Origin of the sequence: Cedecea neteri (genome assembly GCF_000758305.1) — a bacterium.
Taxonomy (GTDB): domain Bacteria; phylum Pseudomonadota; class Gammaproteobacteria; order Enterobacterales; family Enterobacteriaceae; genus Cedecea; species Cedecea neteri_C.
In genome coordinates, this window is record NZ_CP009458.1 from 1,352,101 (window position 1) to 1,367,308 (window position 15,208).

General features: G+C 55.5%; 18 protein-coding genes and 1 riboswitch. Of the genes, 7 read left to right on the top strand and 11 right to left on the bottom strand.

Annotated features, from left to right (window positions below):
• Positions 1-140 precede the first annotated feature (140 nt).
• Positions 141-1,205 (top strand): alpha/beta hydrolase family protein, encoded by a 1,065-nt coding sequence (locus LH23_RS06330; protein WP_052050134.1) that lies wholly within the window; start codon positions 141-143, stop codon positions 1,203-1,205.
• Here LH23_RS06330 and LH23_RS06335 read toward each other — a convergent pair.
• From LH23_RS06335 to LH23_RS06380, 10 genes are all read right to left on the bottom strand, one after another.
• Entirely contained in the window at positions 1,144-2,166 is a 1,023-nt protein-coding gene (locus LH23_RS06335) for a helix-turn-helix domain-containing protein (RefSeq protein WP_039289258.1), read from the bottom strand. The two genes, LH23_RS06330 and LH23_RS06335, sit on opposite strands and share 62 nt — an antisense overlap.
• Positions 2,167-2,314: 148 nt before the next feature.
• Entirely contained in the window at positions 2,315-2,632 is a 318-nt protein-coding gene (locus tag LH23_RS06340; protein ID WP_008460153.1) for a PTS lactose/cellobiose transporter subunit IIA, read from the bottom strand.
• Between the two features lie 3 nt (positions 2,633-2,635).
• Complete coding sequence (locus tag LH23_RS06345) at positions 2,636-2,941, bottom strand: PTS sugar transporter subunit IIB (RefSeq protein ID WP_008460154.1); 306 nt, start codon at positions 2,939-2,941, stop codon at positions 2,636-2,638.
• Positions 2,942-3,260: 319 nt separating this feature from the next.
• On the bottom strand, positions 3,261-4,394 hold the full coding sequence (gene thiH / locus LH23_RS06350) for a 2-iminoacetate synthase ThiH (RefSeq protein ID WP_039289259.1): 1,134 nt from the start codon (positions 4,392-4,394) through the stop codon (positions 3,261-3,263).
• Positions 4,394-5,173: a thiazole synthase gene (thiG, locus tag LH23_RS06355; protein WP_039289260.1), complete on the bottom strand. Its 780-nt coding sequence runs from the start codon at positions 5,171-5,173 to the stop codon at positions 4,394-4,396. The genes thiH and thiG overlap by 1 nt, the downstream gene beginning before the upstream one ends.
• 1 nt (position 5,174) lies before the next feature.
• On the bottom strand, positions 5,175-5,375 hold the full coding sequence (gene thiS / locus LH23_RS06360) for a sulfur carrier protein ThiS (RefSeq protein WP_039289261.1): 201 nt from the start codon (positions 5,373-5,375) through the stop codon (positions 5,175-5,177).
• Positions 5,359-6,114, bottom strand: coding sequence for a HesA/MoeB/ThiF family protein (locus LH23_RS06365; RefSeq protein WP_039289262.1), 756 nt, complete (start codon positions 6,112-6,114; stop codon positions 5,359-5,361). Before LH23_RS06365 ends, thiS begins: the two co-directional genes overlap by 17 nt.
• Complete coding sequence (thiE, locus tag LH23_RS06370; protein WP_039289263.1) at positions 6,107-6,742, bottom strand: thiamine phosphate synthase; 636 nt, start codon at positions 6,740-6,742, stop codon at positions 6,107-6,109. The genes LH23_RS06365 and thiE overlap by 8 nt, the downstream gene beginning before the upstream one ends.
• On the bottom strand, positions 6,742-8,643 hold the full coding sequence (gene thiC / locus LH23_RS06375) for a phosphomethylpyrimidine synthase ThiC (RefSeq protein WP_039289265.1): 1,902 nt from the start codon (positions 8,641-8,643) through the stop codon (positions 6,742-6,744). The genes thiE and thiC overlap by 1 nt, the downstream gene beginning before the upstream one ends.
• 89 nt (positions 8,644-8,732) lie before the next feature.
• A riboswitch (TPP riboswitch) is annotated at positions 8,733-8,843 on the bottom strand.
• Positions 8,844-8,893: 50 nt separating this feature from the next.
• Positions 8,894-9,397, bottom strand: a complete 504-nt coding sequence (locus tag LH23_RS06380) for an Rsd/AlgQ family anti-sigma factor (protein WP_039289266.1) — start codon at positions 9,395-9,397, stop codon at positions 8,894-8,896.
• 98 nt (positions 9,398-9,495) lie between these two features.
• Between LH23_RS06380 and nudC the strand changes: the two genes are divergently transcribed.
• The 6 genes from nudC (at position 9,496) to LH23_RS06410 (ending at position 13,855) form a co-directional block, all read left to right on the top strand.
• The gene (gene nudC, locus LH23_RS06385) at positions 9,496-10,269 is read left to right on the top strand and encodes an NAD(+) diphosphatase (RefSeq protein ID WP_039289268.1); all 774 of its coding nucleotides are present in this window, start codon (positions 9,496-9,498) and stop codon (positions 10,267-10,269) included.
• A 35-nt stretch (positions 10,270-10,304) separates the two neighbouring features.
• Positions 10,305-11,372: a uroporphyrinogen decarboxylase gene (gene hemE, locus LH23_RS06390; protein WP_039289270.1), complete on the top strand. Its 1,068-nt coding sequence runs from the start codon at positions 10,305-10,307 to the stop codon at positions 11,370-11,372.
• 11 nt (positions 11,373-11,383) lie between these two features.
• The gene (nfi, locus tag LH23_RS06395; RefSeq protein WP_039289272.1) at positions 11,384-12,055 is read left to right on the top strand and encodes a deoxyribonuclease V; all 672 of its coding nucleotides are present in this window, start codon (positions 11,384-11,386) and stop codon (positions 12,053-12,055) included.
• Between the two features lie 43 nt (positions 12,056-12,098).
• Complete coding sequence (locus LH23_RS06400) at positions 12,099-12,689, top strand: YjaG family protein (protein WP_008460165.1); 591 nt, start codon at positions 12,099-12,101, stop codon at positions 12,687-12,689.
• A 186-nt stretch (positions 12,690-12,875) separates the two neighbouring features.
• Positions 12,876-13,148 (top strand): nucleoid-associated protein HU-alpha, encoded by a 273-nt coding sequence (gene hupA / locus LH23_RS06405; protein ID WP_002884342.1) that lies wholly within the window; start codon positions 12,876-12,878, stop codon positions 13,146-13,148.
• A 14-nt stretch (positions 13,149-13,162) separates the two neighbouring features.
• Positions 13,163-13,855: a DUF1481 domain-containing protein gene (locus LH23_RS06410; RefSeq protein ID WP_039289275.1), complete on the top strand. Its 693-nt coding sequence runs from the start codon at positions 13,163-13,165 to the stop codon at positions 13,853-13,855.
• 46 nt (positions 13,856-13,901) lie between these two features.
• Here the strand turns inward: LH23_RS06410 and purD are convergent, their stop codons facing one another.
• A complete protein-coding gene (gene purD / locus LH23_RS06415) occupies positions 13,902-15,194 on the bottom strand; it encodes a phosphoribosylamine--glycine ligase (RefSeq protein ID WP_039289277.1) in 1,293 nt (430 codons plus the stop codon).
• Positions 15,195-15,208 lie beyond the last annotated feature (14 nt).

A 15,208-nucleotide genomic window follows, 5' to 3' on the forward strand; every position in this document is an offset into this window, starting at 1 on the left:
GCCTGAAATAAAAAACCCGCTTCGGCGGGTTTTTTTATGCCTGCAACCGGTGAAAAACAGGTCCTCGATCGTGTTTCAGGACGATTCGCCCCGTGGAGACAAGCAGAATGCCGCTCTGTTTACTTCACCGGAGAATCACAATGTCACGGATCTTTTTCCTTTTTAGTTTGTTCTGCATGTTTAGCCAAACGGCTTATGGTGAAACCGCTTTTCGCCAGCGCCTACTGGATGAACAGGGTGCCCGGCCTCTTGAAATGGCCGTTTGGTATCCGACCCGGCAGACGGGTAATCCAGAGCTTGTTGGCGATAACGTTGTATCTATGGGGACTCACGCGTTACTGAACGCCACCCCGGACAATGAAGTGCACCCGTTGTTGCTGCTCTCCCATGGGTATGGCGGTAGCTGGCGCAATCTGAACTGGCTGGCAAGTCTGATGGCCGCTCAGGGCTATATTGTTGCGGCGGTGAATCACCCCGGGACAACATTTGGCAATAAAAATGAGGCCGAAGCGCAACGGCTTTGGCAGCGTCCCCAGGATCTCCGGCGAGTATTGGATGCATTGATGACCTCGCCAGACATTGCCGGGAAGATCGATCCGCAGCGCATCGCGGCCGTAGGGCATTCATTAGGCGGTTGGACAGTGATAGAACTGGCTGGTGGGCGGTTTGACGCTGATCGGTTCTTGCAGGATTGTAAACTGCATTCAGTATTGTCTGGCTGTAAACTGCTGCACACCTTAGGGATAGACCGGCAGGAATCAGCGATGCCATTGTCGAAAGACGCTCGCGATCCGCGTATAAAAGCCATTGTCTCGCTCGATCTTGGCCTGGCCCGAGGTTTTTCACCCGCCAGCCTGGCGCAAATAGCAATCCCCGTTTTGGTCATGTCTGCCCAGTCAGACAGCGAAGAGTTACCTGCCAGTCTCGAGTCGGCTTATCTGGCACGTTATATTCCTCAAAAACAGCGCCGCGATGTTAGCGTCCCGGGGGCGACGCACTTCAGCTTTATGCAATTATGTAAGCCAGGAGCTACCGAACTTATTGAGCAAGCAAACCCGGGCGAAGGCATTGTCTGCCAGGATGGTGGCTCCGTCAGTAGAGCTGCCATCCATGCTTCTCTTGGTCGTGAGATCGGCGAATTTGTTAATCAGGCACTGGATTTTCACCCGCTAAACGCCGGAAGTCCGTCGGGGTTGACCCACTAAGGCGGGCAAATTCTTTATTGAAGTGAGATTTTGTTGAGAAACCTGAGTCCAGCATGATTTGGGTCACGGGGATACGGGTATTTCGCAACAGCGCCTGAGCGTGCCTGACGCGAAACCCGTTGACCCACTGAGAGACATTACAGCCGCAGATCTGATTTACGGCCCGTGAAAGCTGCCGTGGCGCTACCCCGGATGCTTTTCCGATGAGGCTGAGCGTAATGTCGGGATCAAGAAACAGATTATCTTCTAAAAGGGTTTTCTCAATATGATGATATAGCGCCGCCAGCGCCTCGTCATTGTGCTCCGGTACGGCGTCTTTCTGAGCGCTAAGCACCTTTGGTGGTGGGGCAATTTGGCTCTTAAATACAACAGCCATGCCGATAAACGGCAGTAGCAGCGTCTGGGATAGCGCCACCAATATCGGAGCCTGCACGCCTTCAAAAAAATGAAAATCTACCGCTATTGCGAAATCAATTCCGCCGGAAAAACAAAGAAAACAACCTGCGAAAAAAGCCATTGATGCTGTGATGTTAGCGTCGCTTAATCGGCTAAAAATAAAGGTATCAACGCCCTGGTGGGATATTTTGATCAAGGCAGAGCCATATCCGATGAACAAGAACATCAACGCGATATCCGTCATCGCTGGCGCCGCGAGATTCACGATCAGCGCTGAAACAGGAGCAAGCCAGTAGGCTGCGTGTTTTGGCCCACCGCGCTGCCTGGGCAGGCTGGCGAAGCAGTACCAGGCCAGTGGCGGAAGTGCAATTGCGGCCAGAGACTGGAGCTGGCGCAGAATGACGGCATCAAACGTCCACCGTAGCGCCGACATCAGGAGCAGGATTGCACATCCCGAAAGGAATATCGCTGCATTACGGTATTCCGCATGCCTGGAAAACAGGATCTTCAACAGTAGAAGAAGGAGAACAGTTAACGTGTAAAAAGGCAGTGGGATGGCGGGCATAGTAATCTCTGTCGATGCAGCTCAAGGCTTTATGCAGTGTTATGCCACAAAACAAGGCGAAAGGCAGATCTCGACTTTTAGCAGTAGACGTAGATGAAAAACAAAATGCCCGCAATGCGGACATTTTGTCTGGTGGGGCTGAGCGAACTTATTTCACCAGCGGCAGGCGGCGGTAAAGCTCAATCATATCGGTGGCCAGATCCTGAATGACCATCGCGTTCATCAGGTGATCCTGAGAGTGAACGGTAATCAGGTTTACCGGCAGTTTGCCGGAGCCTTCATCCAGGCCAATCAGCTGGGTCTGGATTTTATGAGCGTGTTTAACGAATTCGTGTGACTCTTCCATTGCCTTCTCGGCACCTTCAAAATCACCTTTACGTGCCAGCTGCAGAGCAGTCAGGGCCTGGCTACGTGCGCTGCCGGCGTTGACCAGCAGTTCCATAATAATTGATTCTAAATCTTCCACATCTTACTCCATCATTTTCAGGGCTTTATCAAGCACCACGTCGCCCTTCATCAAACCGTAATCCATCATGTCGATAACGGCGACTTTTTTACCCAGAGGATCGGCAAGGGCCTGAAGTTTGGCCTGCTCATATTTCACCTGCGGACCAAGCAGAACGATGTCGGCGCGTTCGATGTTCTCTTTAAACTCTGCTACGGGCACAGCCTTGATTGAGACTTCGATGCCTTTCTTTTGTGCGGCATCAACCATACGTTGAACCAGAATGCTGGTCGACATACCGGCAGCACAACACAACACGATATTTTTCATAGTTCGCTCTCAATGTCCGAAGGATACAGAGATATTTATCCGGCAGAGGGGGCGGCAACAACTGCTTTAACCCGATTGTGTGTCAGGTATCACAAAAGAAACCACAGAAAACTGAAACCGGTTACATTTTTGCTTTTTCTCGAAGAATCAAGACGGCAGTTGTGAAGGCGGAGCGGCATGAGGAAGCGTTTGCTGCCGCTCCGGTCAGTCATCTGCGCTGACCGGAGGACAGTATTTGAACGGCTGGGAGGTGACAATGACCGATCGATGTTCTTACGGGAAACGTCGAGACTTATCCTTCCGCTTGCCGTGTGTTACATCAGGGTTGCGCGTTCCTTCCCAAAAAGTGATCCCAGTCCTTCCAGACAGGCTGCAAACCTGACTGACGGAGCACGGCAGCCACTTCCTGCGGCGTTCGCCCATCGTGAGGCGCAAACTGCTCAAGTTCCGGGTGATTATCGGCATAGCCGCCGGGCTGCGTTTTCGAAAAGGCGCTGACGTTATTAATCGCCAGTGGGATCACGTGGTCGCGGAACCACGGTGATTCTCTGGTTGAAAGCGACAGTTCCACGTCCGGCGCAAGCAGGCGGAATGCACAGATCACCTGTACCAGCTGCTGTTCAGTCATGATTGAGGCTGGTTCTACGCCGCCGGTACACGGGCGCAGGCGTGGGAAGGAGATAGAATAGCGGCTTTGCCAGTAACGCTGCTGTAGCCAGAGCAGATGTTCAGCCACCATAAAACAGTCGGTGCGCCAGCTGTCCGACAGCCCAATCAGCGCGCCAAGGCCGATTTTATCGATGCCTGCGCGGCCCAGCCTGTCGGGTGTTTCCAGCCGCCAGAAGAAATCCTGCTTGTTGCCTTTCAGATGGTGCTGGGCGTAGGTCGTCGGGTGATAGGTTTCCTGGTACACCATCACGCCATCAAGCCCGAGGGTTTTGAGTTCGGCATACTCATGCTCGTCCAGCGGCTGGACTTCCATGTGCAGCGAACTAAAGCGGCTGCGGATCGCCGGCAGATGCTGGCGGAAATAATCCATGCCGACTTTGGTCTGGTGTTCTCCGGTCACCAGCAAAAGATGTTCGAACCCCAGCTTCCGGATTGCCTCGCATTCGCGCTCAATTTCCGCTTCATCCAGCGTTTTGCGTTTCAGCTTATTACTCATGGAAAAACCGCAATAGGTGCAGTCGTTGGCGCACAGGTTAGAGAGATAGAGCGGCACGTAAAAACTGACGGTGTTGCCGAAGCGCTGGCGCGTAAGCTGCTGCGCCCGCTGGGCAAGAGGCTCGAGGTAGCGGCTGGCGGCGGGGGAGAGCAAAGCCATCAAGTCCTCGCGCGTCAGACGGGGCGAGTGAATTGCCCGTTCGACGTCCGCCGCCGTCTTACCGTTAATGCTCAGCGTAATATCGTCCCAGTCCAGCTGCCGCCAGCGGTCGGTAAAGGTTTCCGCCATCAGGCATTCTCCTCGCTAAACTGCAGGAAACTGGTCAGCGGGCTGGAGGCCTGCGCCTGCTGGTGGCGATAGCCTAACCCGGCCTGTGCCGCAAGGGTTCCAGCTTCCACGGCCAGACGGAACGCCTGAGCCATTTGCACCGGATCACGGGCGACCGCTATGGCGGTATTGACCAGCACGGCAGAAGCCCCCATTTCTAACGCTTCAGCTGCATGGCTTGGTGCGCCGATCCCGGCATCTACCACAACCGGCACACGGGATTGCTCAATGATGATTTCCAGCAGAGCGCGGGTTTGCAAACCCTGATTTGAACCGATGGGCGCGCCGAGCGGCATCACGGCCGCACAGCCAGCTTCCTCGAGGCGTTTGCAGAGCACGGGGTCGGCGCCGCAGTAAGGCAGCACCACAAATCCTTGTTTGACCAGCGTTTCGGCGGCCTTCAGCGTTTCAATCGGGTCAGGAAGTAAATAGCGGGCATCAGGATGAATTTCCAGCTTAACCCAGTTTGTTCCCAGCGCTTCGCGGGCAAGCTGGGCCGCAAAAATCGCTTCTTCTGCCGTTTTTGCCCCGGAAGTATTGGGCAACAGATGCACGCCCGCCTGCTGCAGCGGCAGAAGAATGTCATCACTATGACCACGTAAATCCACGCGTTTCATTGCCATGGTGACAAGCTGTGAGCCAGAAGTACGAATCGCGTCGATCATCATCTGGCTGGAGGAGAATTTTCCGGTGCCGGTGAACAGGCGAGAGGAAAAGGTTTTATCGGCAATCTGTAACATGTCAGCCCCCGGCAATTGCCTGAAACAGCAGAATGGTATCGCCCTCGCACAGCAGATGATTGCTCCACTGGTCGCGCGGGATAATGGTTTGATTAACGGCGAGCGCCGCGCCAGTTTTGCCCTGATCAAGCTGGGCCAGAAGGGCTGCGAGCGTCAGGCCAGCCGTACATTCCAGAGGTTCATCGTTAAACTGAATGCGCATCGTGGCCTCCGCAGACCGGGCAGGTGGCTGATTTTTGCATCGCCAGCGTGCGCCAGCTGTGCTGCCGGGCGTCAAACAGACGCAGCTCGCCAGTAGCCGGTGCCATACCGGTCAGCAATTTAATGGCTTCCAGCGCCTGAAGGGTACCCATCACGCCCACGACCGGGCCGATGACGCCGGAGGTGCGGCAGTTGCGTTCGGGTTCACTCTCGTCAGGCCAGACGCAGCGGTAGCAGCCATGCTCCCAGGGCGGCGTCAGGACCATCATCTGGCCGCCAAAACCGACGGCGCTGGCGGTGATAAGAGGTGTATTCGAGGCTACGCAGGCGGTGTTGACCGCCTGGCGGGTTGCCATATTATCGCTGCAGTCCAGCACCACGTCGGCCTCGCGCACGGCTTCTGTCAGAGAAGTACCCGTCAGCCTCTCTGCCAGAGGAACAATTTTTACGCCTGGGTTCAGGCGTTGCAGATGCTGGTGGGCTGCGGAGGATTTCGGGTGCTCAATATCTTCTGAAGTGAACAGGATCTGGCGCTGGAGATTGCTGATATGCACCCTGTCATCGTCCGCGACGATAAGCTTGCCTACACCAGCGGCGGCGAGATACAGCGCGGCGGGTGAACCTAAGCCGCCCAGACCGACGACCAACGCCGTGCTGGACAGCAGTTTTTCCTGCCCTTCAATCGCCACGTCTTCCAGCAGCAGCTGGCGGCTATAGCGCATAAAATCCGCATCATTCATCGCCGGTTCCTGCCAGTTCGAGTAGCTTCGCCGTGGCGATACGCCAGTCGGGAGCCTGCGTAATGGCGCTGACGACGGCGACGCTGCCCACGCCGGTAGCTAACACGGCAGGCACACGATCGATGCTTATCCCGCCGATGGCGACGGTGGAATAATCACCCAGCGTCTGGATATGTTCTGCCAGCTTATTCAGCCCCTGCGGGGAGGAGGGCATTTGCTTGGTTTGGGTAGGGAAGACATGGCCCAGCGCAATGTAGGACGGGTTCGCGCTTAAGGCGCGATCCATTTCCATGTTGTCGTGGGTTGAAAGCCCCAGCCGAAGCCCGGCTTCGCTTATCGCCGCCAGATTGGCGACATCCATATCTTCCTGGCCGAGATGTACGCCATAAGCACCGTGTTTGATGGCCAGTCGCCAGTAGTCGTTGATGAACAGGCGAGCGTTGTAGCGTTCGCCCAGCGCAATGGCGGCGATAACGTCAGCTTCAACGTCTGCATCGCGTTTATCTTTAATGCGGAGCTGGATGGTTTTGACGCCCGCCCCGAGGAGGCGTTCGATCCACTCCACGCTGTCGACGACTGGATAAAGGCCCAGCCTGCGTGACGTGGCTGGGAAAATGAGTCTGGACATTATGCTTCCTCTTGTCTGAGATAAATTTCACCGCCCCGGGCGCGGAAGTGCTGAGACATATCTTCCATGCCAGCATCTCTCGCCTGTTTTGAGGCGTAGTCGCGCACTTCCTGGGTGATCTTCATAGAGCAAAACTTCGGGCCGCACATGGAACAGAAATGCGCGACTTTGCCGGATTCCTGCGGCAGGGTTTCATCGTGGTAAGCGCGGGCGGTGAAGGGGTCGAGCGCCAGGTTGAACTGATCTTCCCAGCGGAATTCAAAGCGTGCTTTGGACATCGCGTTGTCGCGTATTTGCGCGCCCGGATGCCCTTTGGCCAGGTCCGCGGCGTGAGCGGCAATCTTGTAAGTGATCAGCCCCTGCTTAACGTCCTCTTTGTTCGGCAGGCCGAGGTGCTCTTTCGGCGTGACGTAGCAAAGCATCGCACAACCAAACCAGCCAATCATGGCGGCGCCAATGCCGGAGGTGAAGTGGTCATAGCCCGGCGCGATATCGGTCGTGAGCGGACCAAGGGTGTAGAAAGGTGCTTCGTGACAATGCTCCAGTTCTTCGGTCATGTTGCGGCGAATCATCTGCATCGGCACATGCCCCGGGCCTTCAATCATCACCTGGACATCGTACTCCCAGGCAATTTTGGTCAACTCGCCCAGCGTATGCAGTTCGGCAAACTGAGCTTCGTCGTTGGCATCCTGGATGGAGCCCGGACGTAAGCCATCGCCCAGAGAAAGGGAAACGTCATAGGCGGCGCAGATTTCGCAGATTTCACGGAAGTGCTGATACAGGAAGTTTTCCTGATGATGGGACAGGCACCACTTTGCCATAATTGATCCACCGCGCGACACAATTCCGGTCAGGCGCTTCGCGGTCATCGGAACATAGCGAAGCAGCACTCCAGCGTGAATGGTGAAGTAATCCACGCCTTGCTCTGCCTGCTCCAGCAGCGTGTCGCGGAACATCTCCCAGCTCAGGTCTTCGGCGATACCGTTCGCCTTCTCCAGTGCCTGGTAGATTGGCACCGTGCCGATGGGCACCGGGCTATTACGCAGGATCCATTCCCGCGTTTCGTGAATATAGCGGCCGGTTGAAAGGTCCATCACCGTGTCTGCCCCCCAGCGTGTTGCCCAGACTAGCTTCTCCACCTCCTCTTCAATAGAAGACGTGACCGCCGAGTTGCCGATATTGGCATTGACCTTCACCAGGAAATTGCGACCGATAATCATCGGCTCTGATTCCGGGTGGTTGATATTGGCGGGAATAATCGCTCGCCCGGCGGCGACTTCATCGCGGACAAACTCCGGCGTGATGTTTTCCGGCAGGCGGGCCCCAAACCCTTCGCCGGGATGCTGGTGGCGCAGGACGGCATCACGAATACGCTCGCGCCCCATATTTTCGCGAATGGCGATGAATTCCATCTCCGGGGTGACAAGGCCTTTGCGGGCGTAATGCAACTGGGTGACGCATTGTCCGGCTATTGCCCGGCGAGGTTTGGACTGAGTTTCAAAGCGCAATTCGTCCAGGCCGTCGTCGGCAAGACGCGCTTTTGTGTAAGCGGAGCTGCGTTCATCCAGTGCTTCGCTGTCACGCCGGTCGGCAATCCATGCGCTGCGTAGGGGAGATATCCCGTGTAACACGTTTATTGAGATGTCCGGATCGCCATAAGGACCGGAGGTATCGTAGACGGGAACTGCATCGTTCGGCTGATATTGCGGGGCATCTTTGCTCCCGCCAGTGAGCGTTGGGCTGAGCTGGATTTCGCGCATCGGGATGCGGATATCTTCGCGTGACCCGGTCAGATAGATGCGTCTGGAGTTAGGGAAGGCGGTACCTTCAAGCGTATTGATAAAGTGTTGGGCGGCGGCGCGTTGTTCACGGCGGCCAGGTTTGTTTTCAGATGCAGACATAGCTCATTCCAGGTTTAGTCAGGATATGGCTTGTCAGGACAACGGAAGGAGTAATGGATATGGGCCGCCCGAAAACGGGTGTACCCAAAGACAGAATTACTCTTGTTCCCTTCGCAGGTTCTAACCTGATCAGGTTCCGCGGATCCCGAATTAACGGTCTCAGCCGGTGCTTAACGCACTCGGCACTCCGACAAGAATGATCCCACCTTGCGGTGGGAAAGTTGTAAATTACTCGTTAATAGCTAACAACTCAAGCCGGACTTGCCAGCCCGGCAGGATCGCTGGCGCTGCCGTCGAGGTTGTTATCAATAGCCAGGAGGACTAGTTTATCTTCAAGGGTGAAGCGGGACCCCAGGCACTCGCCAATCTCCGACAGCGCCTGCTGAAACTCGACCCAGCTGTCGCGGTCGATGGCGTTTTCCAGGTGGGAGTCGTAGAGGTCCATGATTTGCTGGGTGTTGGCTTCCAGTTGAGGGTAGAGCTGAGCTGCGCTTAGCAGCGGGCTACTGCCTTCCAGGTTGCTGATGATTCGCTCGTAGATACTGAAATGACCGGAAGAGAGGTAATCCACCAGGCCGTGGCAAAAATTGTCTAACGCTTTTTCGTCGAGCGCGGTGTGCGATTCCTTGTTAGGCTTGATCCCGACCATGTTGTAATAGGCGACCAACAGGTGCTTACGGGCCTGCAGCCAATGGTCAACTAACTCATTACTACCACCAACGCGCTCAGTCAGATTGGCTAACTGGTTCAGCATGATTGAGACTCCGTGAGTTAAAAGATTGAACGCAAACTAACCCAAAAAAGTAAAAACTAATTGTTTATATCAGTGAACACGGGGATGTGCACCAGGTTATGGAACGTGTTATTCAAAACTTAGATCATGGTTGGTGGATAGTCAGCCATGAGCAAAAAATATGGTTGCCGCAGGGTGACTTACCTCACGGCAGCGCGGAAGAATTTCAGCTCGTAGGCACCCGTGCTCTGGATATTGGTGAGTGGGAAGGTGAGCCCGTCTGGCTGATTCGTGAAAACCGCCGCTCGGACATGGGCTCGCTGCGCCAGCTTCTGGATCGCGATGTGGGCCTGTTCCAACTGGCCGGGCGAGGCGTTCAGCTGGCCGAGTTTTATCGCTCGCATAAGTATTGCGGTTACTGCGGCCATGAAATGCACTTCAGCAAAAGCGAATGGGCAATGCTCTGTGGGCACTGCCGGGAACGGTATTACCCGCAAATTGCCCCCTGCATTATTGTCGCTATCCGTAAGGACGATCATATCCTGCTGGCTCAGCACACGCGGCATCGCAACGGCGTTTACACCGTCCTGGCCGGATTTGTCGAGGTCGGCGAAACGCTGGAGCAGGCGGTAGCGCGCGAAGTCATGGAAGAGAGCAGTATTCAGGTGAAAAACCTGCGCTACGTGACTTCCCAGCCTTGGCCGTTCCCGCAGTCGCTAATGACCGCCTTTATGGCGGATTACCACAGCGGCGAAATCAAAATTGACCCGAAAGAACTGCTGGATGCGGGCTGGTATCGCTATGACCAACTGCCGCTATTGCCGCCGCCGGGCACCGTGGCACGCCGCTTAATTGAAGATACCGTCGCCCTGTGTCGCGCGGACTATGAATGATAGACTGCGGCGATACAGCTAAAGGAAAGGTAAAAATGACTGAACTGAAGAACGATCGTTACCTGCGCGCCCTGCAGCGCTTGCCGGTAGATGTCACCCCGGTGTGGATGATGCGCCAGGCAGGGCGTTATTTGCCGGAATATAAGGCGACGCGCGCTCAGGCAGGTGACTTTATGTCGCTGTGCAAAAATGCTGAGCTGGCCTGCGAAGTCACCCTGCAACCGCTGCGCCGTTATGCGCTTGATGCGGCGATCCTCTTCTCGGACATTCTGACCATCCCGGACGCGATGGGGCTTGGGTTGTATTTTGAAGCCGGTGAAGGCCCACGCTTTAGCTCCCCGATTCAAAGCCTGGCCGATGTTCAAAAGCTGCCGATTCCCGATCCGGAAGGCGAGCTGGCATACGTGATGAACGCGGTGCGCACGATTCGTCGTGAACTGAAGGGCGAAGTGCCGCTGATTGGCTTCTCCGGCAGCCCGTGGACGCTGGCCACTTATATGGTGGAAGGCGGTAGCAGCAAAGCCTTCACCGTGATTAAGAAAATGATGTTTGCCGACCCGAAAGCGCTGCACCTGTTGCTGGACAAGTTGGCGCAGAGCGTGACGCTGTACCTGAATGCGCAAATCCGCGCGGGCGCGCAGTCGGTGATGATCTTTGACACCTGGGGCGGCGTGCTGAGCGGACGTGATTACAAAGAATTCTCGCTCTATTACATGCACAAAATCGTCGATGGCCTGCTGCGTGAAAACGATGGCCGCCGTGTGCCGGTGACGTTGTTCACCAAAGGCGGCGGGCAGTGGCTTGAAGCGATGGCGGAAACCGGGTGTGATGCACTGGGCCTCGACTGGACAACGGATATTGCAGATGCACGTCGCCGCGTAGGTCATAAAGTCGCGCTGCAGGGGAATATGGACCCTTCCATGCTCTACGCTCAGCCGGCACGCATCGAAGAAGAAGTTGCCACCATTCTGGCAGGTTTCGGGCAGGGGGAAGGGCACGTCTTTAACCTTGGGCATGGTATTCACCAGGATGTTCCGCCAGAGCATGCAGGCGTCTTTGTGGAAGCCGTGCATCGCCTGTCTGCGCAATATCACCGCGCTTAAGGTAGCAAGAGATGGATCTCACCGTACTGCGAGAGCAACAGCTGGATCTGGCCTCAAAAGTGATCCGCGAAGATCGCCTTGAGCAGGATCCACCGCGGTTGATCGCCGGGGCCGATGTGGGGTTTGAACAAGGCGGAGACGTCACCCGCGCGGCCATCGTTTTGTTGAGCTATCCGTCTCTTGAGTTGGTTGAATATCAGGTGGCAAGAATTGCCACCACCATGCCTTATATCCCCGGTTTTTTATCCTTCCGCGAATATCCCGCGTTGCTTGAGGCGTGGGGGATGCTTTCACAGAAGCCCGATCTGGTGTTTGTGGACGGACACGGCATCTCGCATCCCCGTCGTTTAGGGGTTGCCAGCCATTTTGGGCTGCTGGTGGATGTGCCGACGATTGGCGTGGCGAAAAAGCGGTTGTGCGGGAAGTTTGAACCGTTGGGGGAAGAACCCGCCGCTCGTGCGCCGTTGATGGACAAAGGCGAGCAACTGGCGTGGGTCTGGCGCAGTAAAAAACGCTGTAATCCTTTGTTTATTTCTACCGGGCACCGCGTAAGCCTCGACGGCGCATTAACATGGGTCGAGCGCTGCATGGCCGGTTACCGTCTTCCGGAGCCAACCCGTTGGGCCGATGCCGTTGCCTCCGGGCGCCCGGCTTTTAAGCGCCTGCAAGCAATCGGCAGGTGATTCAGGTAAACTGCCGCTAATTTTCCGTCTTTGAGACACCGTCATGTTACAGAACCCTATTCATTTACGCCTGGAGAAGCTGGAAAGCTGGCAGCACGTCACTTTTATGGCTTCTTTGTGCGAGCGTATGTACCCGAACTACGCCATGTTTTGCCAGCAAACCGGCTTTGGCGATCCCCAGCTTTATCGCAAGATCCTTGACCTGGTTTGGGAAACCCAAACGGTGAAAGACGCCAAAGTGAACTTTGATAGTCAGTTAGAGAAACTTGAAGAGGCAATTCCTGCGGCTGACGACTATGATATTTACGGTGTCTATCCGGCGATTGACGCGTGCGTGGCGTTGAGTGAGCTTATTCACTCCCGTCTCTCGGGTGAAACGCTGGAGCACGCAATCGAAGTCAGTAAATGTTCAATCACTTCGGTGGCGATGCTGGAAATGACTCAGGCCGGTCGCGAAATGACCGACGAGGAGTTGAGAGCAAACCCGGCGGTAGAAGAAGAATGGGACATTCAGTGGGAGATTTTCCGGCTGCTGGCGGACTGCGAAGAACGCGATATTGAGCTCATTAAAGGGCTTCGTGCTGACCTCCGTGAGGCCGGCATCAGTAATATCGGTATAAATTTGCAGCAGTAAGACAGTAAAACGTGACATACAGTCTGATTTGTCCTCCCTGGAGGCTTCCAATTAACCCCCCGTCTGGTCTACATTTGTGGGGCGAATAAAAGTGGCTATCGGTGCGTGTATGCAGGAGAGTGCTTTTTAGGCATTTCCGTCGCACTCGATGCTTAGCAAGCGATAAACACATTGTAAGGATAACTTATGAACAAGACTCAACTGATTGATGTAATTGCTGACAAGGCTGACCTGTCTAAAGCACAGGCTAAAGCTGCTCTGGAATCCACTCTGGCTGCAATTACTGAGTCTCTGAAAGAAGGTGATGCTGTACAACTGGTTGGTTTCGGTACCTTCAAAGTGAACCACCGTGCTGAGCGCACTGGCCGCAACCCGCAGACCGGTAAAGAAATCAAAATTGCTGCTGCTAACGTGCCGGCATTTGTTTCTGGTAAAGCACTGAAAGACGCGGTTAAGTAAGTTAACGCGTGTCAGTGAACAGTTTTAACAGAGGGGCGTTTACGCCCCTTTTGTCCGTCTGGCGTCCACTACTGGCGCTGGCGGGTGTACTGGCGCTCACGGCATGCAGCAGTAACAAACTCCCTCCTTTTACCGCTACCGGCTATGTTGCCGATCAGGGCGTGGTGCGCATCTGGCGAAAAGACAACGCCGATGAATCCACCCATATCCTTACCGCGTTTAGCCCGTGGCAGCACGGCGCCACTACCACCGGTGAATACCGCTGGCAGGGTGACAAACTGACCTTTATCGAACTCAATATTCAGGGCAAGCAGCCGGAGCATGTCAAAGTCCGCTTTGACGACCACGGCGACCTGAGCTTTATGCAGCGGGAAGTGAATAGCCAGAAGCAGCAGCTTTCTAACGATCAGGTGGCTTTGTACCAGTTCAACGCCAATCGTATTCGTGAGACCAGCGAAGCGCTGCGCATCGGCCACGTTGTGCTGCGCCAGGGGCGCTGGCACCAGAACGGCACGGTAACGACCTGCGAAGGCGAAACATTATCGCCAAAGCTTGATAGCGCCTCCCTGAGCCATATAGCACGCCGTCAGAGCCACTCCTCCCTTGACGTCAGCATTGCCTGGCTGGAAGCCCCGGAAGGTTCACAGCTGCTGCTGGTGGCGAACCAGAACTTCTGCAGCTGGCAGCCTAAGCCTGGCGATTTCTAGGCGTAAAAAAACCGCCACGCGGGCGGTTTAGTGTGTACTTTCTGGATTACTTCGTGTTTTCACGCGCAATGGCGCGATAGCCGATATCCGAGCGGCTGAAACTGCCATCCCAGTGAATATCTTTTTTCAGCTCCAGCGCGCGCTGTTGCGCTTTTGCTACCGTTTCGCCCAACGCAGTCACGCATAATACGCGCCCGCCGTTGGTGAGCACGCGGTCATCTTCGCTGAGCTTAGTCCCGGCGTGGAACACCTTGCCGTCGGCCACTTCTTCCAGCGGCAGACCGTGGATAACGTCGCCGTTGCGATAATCGGCCGGATAACCGCCTGCTGCCAGTACGATGCCCAGAGCTGGACGCTCATCCCATTTAGAATCTTTCTCATCCAGCTTGCCGTCGCAGGCGGCGAGGCAAAGCTCAACCAGATCTGACTGCAAGCGCAGCATGATGGGCTGAGTTTCCGGGTCACCAAAGCGGCAGTTGAACTCAATCACCTTCGGATTGCCCTGCTTGTCGATCATCAACCCGGCATACAGGAAGCCTGTGTAGGTATTCCCTTCGGCAGCCATACCGCGCACGGTCGGCCAAATCACGCGTTCCATGGTGCGTTGATGGACTTCATCAGTCACAACCGGCGCGGGAGAGTATGCGCCCATGCCGCCGGTGTTCGGGCCAGTATCGCCGTCGCCAACGCGTTTATGATCCTGGCTGGTGGCCATCGGCAGAACGTGCTCGCCATCTACCATCACAATAAAGCTGGCTTCTTCGCCATCGAGGAACTCTTCAATAACAATGCGGTGGCCCGCATCGCCAAACGCGTTCCCGGCCAGCATGTCATTGACGGCAGCTTCCGCTTCTTCCAGCGTCATCGCCACAATAACGCCTTTACCCGCAGCCAGGCCGTCGGCCTTAATCACAATAGGTGCGCCTTTCTCGCGCAGGTAAGCCAGCGCAGGCTCAACTTCGGTAAAGTTCTGGTATTCCGCCGTCGGGATGTTGTGGCGAGCCAGGAAGTCTTTGGTAAAAGCCTTCGAGCCTTCCAGCTGTGCCGCCCCTTCGGTAGGCCCGAAGATTTTCAGGCCAGCGGCGCGGAATGCATCCACCACGCCAATCACCAGCGGCGCTTCCGGGCCGACGATGGTTAAGTCGATGTTTTCGTTCTGCGCAAAGCTAAGCAAAGCTGGAATATCTGTCGCGCTAATAGCAACGTTCTGCAGCGCAGGTTCCAGTGCGGTGCCCGCGTTACCTGGCGCAACAAATACAGTACGTACTAAAGGAGACTGAGCCGCTTTCCAGGCCAGCGCATGCTCGCGCCCGCCGTTGCCAATAACTAAAACTTTCATCTATAAACGCTCCG

Excerpts from the sequence above, each read along its gene's own strand:
- LH23_RS06330 (WP_052050134.1), top strand. The coding sequence starts at position 141 with ATGTCACGGATCTTTTTCCTTTTTAGTTTGTTCTGCATGTTTAGCCAA.
- LH23_RS06335 (WP_039289258.1), bottom strand. The coding sequence starts at position 2,166 with ATGCCCGCCATCCCACTGCCTTTTTACACGTTAACTGTTCTCCTTCTT.
- LH23_RS06345 (WP_008460154.1), bottom strand. The coding sequence starts at position 2,941 with ATGAAAAATATCGTGTTGTGTTGTGCTGCCGGTATGTCGACCAGCATT.
- thiH (WP_039289259.1), bottom strand. The coding sequence starts at position 4,394 with ATGGCGGAAACCTTTACCGACCGCTGGCGGCAGCTGGACTGGGACGAT.
- thiG (WP_039289260.1), bottom strand. The coding sequence starts at position 5,173 with ATGTTACAGATTGCCGATAAAACCTTTTCCTCTCGCCTGTTCACCGGC.
- thiS (WP_039289261.1), bottom strand. The coding sequence starts at position 5,375 with ATGCGCATTCAGTTTAACGATGAACCTCTGGAATGTACGGCTGGCCTG.
- LH23_RS06365 (WP_039289262.1), bottom strand. The coding sequence starts at position 6,114 with ATGAATGATGCGGATTTTATGCGCTATAGCCGCCAGCTGCTGCTGGAA.
- thiE (WP_039289263.1), bottom strand. The coding sequence starts at position 6,742 with ATGTCCAGACTCATTTTCCCAGCCACGTCACGCAGGCTGGGCCTTTAT.
- thiC (WP_039289265.1), bottom strand. The coding sequence starts at position 8,643 with ATGTCTGCATCTGAAAACAAACCTGGCCGCCGTGAACAACGCGCCGCC.
- LH23_RS06380 (WP_039289266.1), bottom strand. The coding sequence starts at position 9,397 with ATGCTGAACCAGTTAGCCAATCTGACTGAGCGCGTTGGTGGTAGTAAT.
- nudC (WP_039289268.1), top strand. The coding sequence starts at position 9,496 with ATGGAACGTGTTATTCAAAACTTAGATCATGGTTGGTGGATAGTCAGC.
- hemE (WP_039289270.1), top strand. The coding sequence starts at position 10,305 with ATGACTGAACTGAAGAACGATCGTTACCTGCGCGCCCTGCAGCGCTTG.
- nfi (WP_039289272.1), top strand. The coding sequence starts at position 11,384 with ATGGATCTCACCGTACTGCGAGAGCAACAGCTGGATCTGGCCTCAAAA.
- LH23_RS06400 (WP_008460165.1), top strand. The coding sequence starts at position 12,099 with ATGTTACAGAACCCTATTCATTTACGCCTGGAGAAGCTGGAAAGCTGG.
- hupA (WP_002884342.1), top strand. The coding sequence starts at position 12,876 with ATGAACAAGACTCAACTGATTGATGTAATTGCTGACAAGGCTGACCTG.
- purD (WP_039289277.1), bottom strand. The coding sequence starts at position 15,194 with ATGAAAGTTTTAGTTATTGGCAACGGCGGGCGCGAGCATGCGCTGGCC.